4 protein-coding genes are annotated in these 4578 nt (G+C 42.2%); 1 reads left to right on the plus strand and 3 read right to left on the minus strand.

Annotated features, from left to right (window positions below; all coding sequences use genetic code 11):
• Positions 1-294: 294 nt before the first annotated feature.
• Positions 295-903 carry a 30S ribosomal protein S4 gene (rpsD, locus tag ACFFAP_RS36185; RefSeq protein ID WP_375515728.1) on the minus strand — a complete coding sequence of 203 codons (609 nt, stop codon included), beginning with the start codon at positions 901-903 and terminating at the stop codon, positions 295-297.
• Positions 904-1356: 453 nt separating this feature from the next.
• Here rpsD and ACFFAP_RS36190 point away from each other — a divergent pair, with 453 nt between their 5' ends.
• The gene (locus ACFFAP_RS36190) at positions 1357-2073 is read left to right on the plus strand and encodes a hypothetical protein (RefSeq protein ID WP_375515729.1); all 717 of its coding nucleotides are present in this window, start codon (positions 1357-1359) and stop codon (positions 2071-2073) included.
• Positions 2074-2772: 699 nt separating this feature from the next.
• Here ACFFAP_RS36190 and hetR read toward each other — a convergent pair.
• Together hetR and ACFFAP_RS36200 are read right to left on the minus strand one after the other, a co-directional pair.
• Complete coding sequence (gene hetR / locus ACFFAP_RS36195; RefSeq protein ID WP_375515730.1) at positions 2773-3672, minus strand: heterocyst differentiation master regulator HetR; 900 nt, start codon at positions 3670-3672, stop codon at positions 2773-2775.
• Between the two features lie 553 nt (positions 3673-4225).
• Positions 4226-4357 carry a hypothetical protein gene (locus ACFFAP_RS36200; protein ID WP_375515731.1) on the minus strand — a complete coding sequence of 44 codons (132 nt, stop codon included), beginning with the start codon at positions 4355-4357 and terminating at the stop codon, positions 4226-4228.
• Positions 4358-4578: the final 221 nt, after the last annotated feature.

A 4578-nucleotide genomic window follows, 5' to 3' on the forward strand; every position in this document is an offset into this window, starting at 1 on the left:
GAAGACCAACGGGGTTGGTGACAACCTCGTTGAGTTTACTAAAGAAATTGCGAATGCGAATGGGAAAAAGCGAATTGGTATGACATCTTTACACTAAATAGCCAATCTCAAAGAAAAAATCAGGGGTGTGCTTAAACACACACCCCCATACTAATTATTCTCAATTAAAAAGTGTGAGCAGAGGTTTCGTTTCTTCTGCTCACACTTTGGGACTTGGCCTTTGCAAATAACTAAGGACAAATGACTTTTGACTTCCCCGAACGCGAGTGCGTCCCGTAGGGAAGGGGTTGACTATTACGCTTGTCGTGAGTAGTATTCCACCACAAGTAGTTCGTTAACTTGTAGTGCCACCCATTCCCGCTCAACTACACTATTGACTTTACCAACCAACTTATTTTTGTCAAACTCCAAATGACTAGGGAGGTTTGCCAAACCAGGATATTGCAAGTTGGCTTCTACCAACTTCCGTGATTGTGCCCGATCCCTGACCGCAATTACTTCACCAGGACGGCATTGGTAGCTAGCAATATTAACCACACGACCGTTAACAGTTACGTGACCGTGATTTACCAGTTGACGAGCTGCTGGGATAGTCGGAGCTATACCCAAGCGGAAAACGGTATTATCCAAGCGCATTTCTAGCAATTGCAGCAGCACTTGTCCGGTAGAACCAGTAACACGTCTGGCTTTCCGCACATAGCGCAGCAATTGCTTTTCAGTCAAACCGTAGTTGAAGCGGAGCTTTTGCTTTTCTTCTAAACGGATAGCATACTCAGAGCGCTTCTTGCGGTTCTGACCATGCATACCAGGTGGGTAAGCGCGTCTGGCGCTTTTACGAGTTAATCCTGGTAAATCGCCCAAGCGGCGTACAATTCTGAGGCGTGGCCCTCTATATCGGGACATGAGTTTCCTTAATCTAATCCTGTTTAAACTTTACCCAAACATTCTATTTTGACATTCCCCTGATAAAAAATCAGGGGATTCTTGGTTTTGTGAGGCTGCTTGCTTTGGTATGACGTATCCTACCAAAGTAGAGGAATCAACTTTTGCGCCAGTTGCTTTAAGTTGGTACCGACACACTAGCTTCCAAGCCTGAATTCCGGCCTGTCACGCCGTACTCCTGCCAATAAGTTTTTTGTGTTTATTTAGTTTCGTAGGCTACTCAATCATCAGATTGGTTTACGCAGTATTCTTACTCTGAAATACTTTTTACGTTGCCTACTTATCTTTCAAACAGTCATATTAACACAATTTCCGGCATAATTAATTATGTCTATACCTTACTACCGCCGAAATTCTTTAATTACAGAGGATTTTTAAGATATTTGAGTTAGCATAACTTTGGGTGTTTGGAGAATGGCAACCTTAATGAGCAATAAAGCGGTTAATAGAGGTAAGAACAAACAAGCCAGTTCCACCTCCAGGATTTTAACAGTACCAGTTTTGGCTATAGCTGGATGTTTGGCAACGATCTTACCCAATACAGCGATCGCTGCTTCCTACAACAATGATTATAGTGTCTGTGCGGGTCGCCTCTTAAAAGTGGGTGTAACGGCACAAGCGGCATCACAAGGTTGTGCAGCAGCACTGCGTCCAAGGGATTTGGCTGCTTGTGTGGTTAAAATTGAGAAGGAAACCCAAATTGCCGCCACAGATGCGCTTTCTACTTGTGGGAGGGCCCGGCGTCCTGAGGAGTTAGCTACCTGTGTAGTTGGCGTCAGCTTAAGTACTAAGGAAGCAGTTAATCTGGCAGTTCTAGATTACTGTGGACGTAGTTTGTTACCCGTGCGGTTTGGGCAGTGTGTGGTTGGCTTGCGTAGTCAAATCGACTTTCCCGCTACACAGGCATTAGATACTTGTATCAGTGCTGATGATAGTGTTATCGGTGCTTCATCTTCGTCTACACCGTCAACTATAATACCTGCGGGTTCAAGTCCAAGTTTAGAGACTCCATTTCCAACGCAACCGAGTGTTCCAACGCAACCGATTGTTCCAACGCAACCGATTGTTCCAACGCAACCGGTTATTCCAACGCAACCGATTGTTCCAACGCAACCCGGCACGACGAATTAATTACAGTCCTTTGTAATTGACTGACAATACAGGTTAATTAGTAGGGTGGGCATTAAAATTTCCACCCTACTAATCTGTCAAGTTTAAATTGATGGGTAAGCTGCTACACATTTAAATTGCATAAGCTGGGCGGGCAGGATGCCCACCCCACAAGAGTTATATTAAATTCGATTATGCAAATTAGATGTTTTTTAGATTAAGCACGCTTTGTGCTTACTACAAACTCATCAAAACTAGCTTGGACATTGTACTACTGGTCTATGGCATTAGTTATGAGGGGTGAAGAAGTTCGTAGTAAGGACTTTAGTCCTGGATTTTTAAGCACGCTTTGTGCTTAATACAAACTAATCAAAATTAATCAGACAGACTACTACTATGACTGAAGCAAAAATATCTATATAAAACCATAATTGTCCTCTGCTTGCAAATTATGCAAACTAAACACTTACAATACAAAAGTCACAAGCGATTTTGTGACTTTTGTACTATTTTTTATAGTACAGTGTTACAATCTAAATAGACCAACCATCTCCCTAGTATTAAGCAACGGACAAAATCAGTCAAAAGCTTATAAAGTAAGCTTTTTGAATTTTACGTAGCGCTACTAGCACAGGTCGGCGGAAATAAATTACCATTTCATTACAGCCAGAAAGCCCAAAATTAAAGCAAGCGTGAATGCGTGACTTCCGCCTTGCGGTGCTAGTCTTCTCTTTCACCAAAAACTGTCTGTAAAATTACTGGAATACCCCCGTCTTGGTGATATTTATCTGCCCAGGCACGGATAATTTCATCCAATTCTTCCATAGCCTGCTCCATTTTTTCCGGGAGGATATCAAGTTCTTCTAGCAAGCGCATAGCATTTCGTCGCCGTTCTGCCCAATTTTTCATCATGCGGAAATACCGAGCGGTATCTTCTACCATGATGTAGGTGCGTTCTTGATCGTCTGCGGGGGCATAAAAAGGACGGGTAAGAGCATAGAAGGGCATTCCCCAAGGAGAATCAATGCGTGTTACCGTTCCTGAGTAGAGCAGACGGCGCTTGATATGCTCACCCAAGGCTTCACTCAAAGGCATTTGATGTTCGGGTGGCAAGTCTTCTTGCGATCGCCTGTGCAAAAACTCAATCAAATCCAGAAACTCAAAAGAGCTAACTAACTGGGCGTCAGGTAGATTACTTGGAAGTTTTTGCTCAATTTGTCTTTTTTCTTCACTTGTCAGACTGGTACCAGGAACGCGCGATCGCCCTGGTTGCCAAGGATACTTTTCTAGCCAGACATAAGGCAATTGAATTAAATAGCGCGGTTCCTGAGAACCCAGCATCTTTAATAGTTTGCCTTCTGTTAGAGCCTGTCTGACTTCTTCTACAATAATTTTTACCCGTTTCGGCTCCAGGTGGTGCAAATGCCCCGTCATCCGCAGGTTTTGCCCCTGCTCCAGATAGGTCATGTAAATTGCACACTTTGCTGCTGTTGCGGCTGCGTCTAAAAATGCCCCATGCCTGTGCCCACTCGTCCGCATGGCACTAAAAGCCAGATAAAGCATGATCTGATCCATCGCACTGGGGTCAAGACGTTTGATCAGATCTATGTCGTTACTCATATTACAGACAATTGAATAGCACGTTTACACAATTTTTAATGGATTGAAAATAGGTAGTATACACCTGGCTGAAGGCGATGTTTTCACTTCAGACTATATTAGTATGCGATAACTATGAAATCCGTGGTAGCCCAAACTACCATTTTTGCATCTTTTCTGGTATTAAGGCAGATTTAGTTGTGGTTACTATAACTGCCTGGAGCATCTGACCAGAAAATTACAGATATCACCAAGTCCAGCTTGACGACCGTTTCCGTCCCAAAAGTCAACTGTGTTGCAAGTAATCTATAAAGCCTTCAAGTTCTCTGAGGTTTTTTTATCTTTCTAGAGCAACAACGTCAAGCTGTTTACACCTTAATGATGGCACTATGCCGACTCTGAGTGAGAACTAGTTTGCGCGGTTCATCTGGGATATTTGTTACTCGAAAAAGAAGGTTTTTATTCAGCTTTAGCGAATTATTTTTAGCACACAAATGACTAGAAATAATTGGGACTGGTCTAAAAAAAAATCGCTTTCCAGGTGTAGAAACATTCAGAGGTTGAGCCACCCGGCTCACTGCGAACTATCATCTTGTTCACAACCTCCAGTGATGTCTCGCCAGTATAAGCCGTTGGCTTGAGGGAAGATGGTAGACATCAAGAGAGCAATTAATTCCAATTTCCAAAATACCTGTTGTTTTTTCAAATATCGCTCCTTATCATATCATTCTTTTTTGCTCTTGTAATAAATCTATGTATTTTCAATTTTATAAATAATGGTATTTAAAGAATTTATATCTTTGTTAAATCAAGGTTTGATGATATTTCATTTACCGTCCTAAATCCAATTCATAATTATCTTTTTGTGTTGATGATTTAACACAGAAAGCCGCAATTAAAGTTGAATTAATTGCATAGCCATCAGGC

Source organism: uncultured Nostoc sp. (assembly GCF_964245575.1).
Classification (GTDB): Bacteria; Cyanobacteriota; Cyanobacteriia; order Cyanobacteriales; family Nostocaceae; genus Nostoc.

What these genes read in the sequence shown, in the direction of transcription:
- hetR (WP_375515730.1), bottom strand. Translation starts at nt 3,672, where the DNA reads ATGAGTAACGACATAGATCTGATCAAACGTCTTGACCCCAGTGCGATG.
- ACFFAP_RS36190 (WP_375515729.1), top strand. Translation starts at nt 1,357, where the DNA reads ATGGCAACCTTAATGAGCAATAAAGCGGTTAATAGAGGTAAGAACAAA.
- rpsD (WP_375515728.1), bottom strand. Translation starts at nt 903, where the DNA reads ATGTCCCGATATAGAGGGCCACGCCTCAGAATTGTACGCCGCTTGGGC.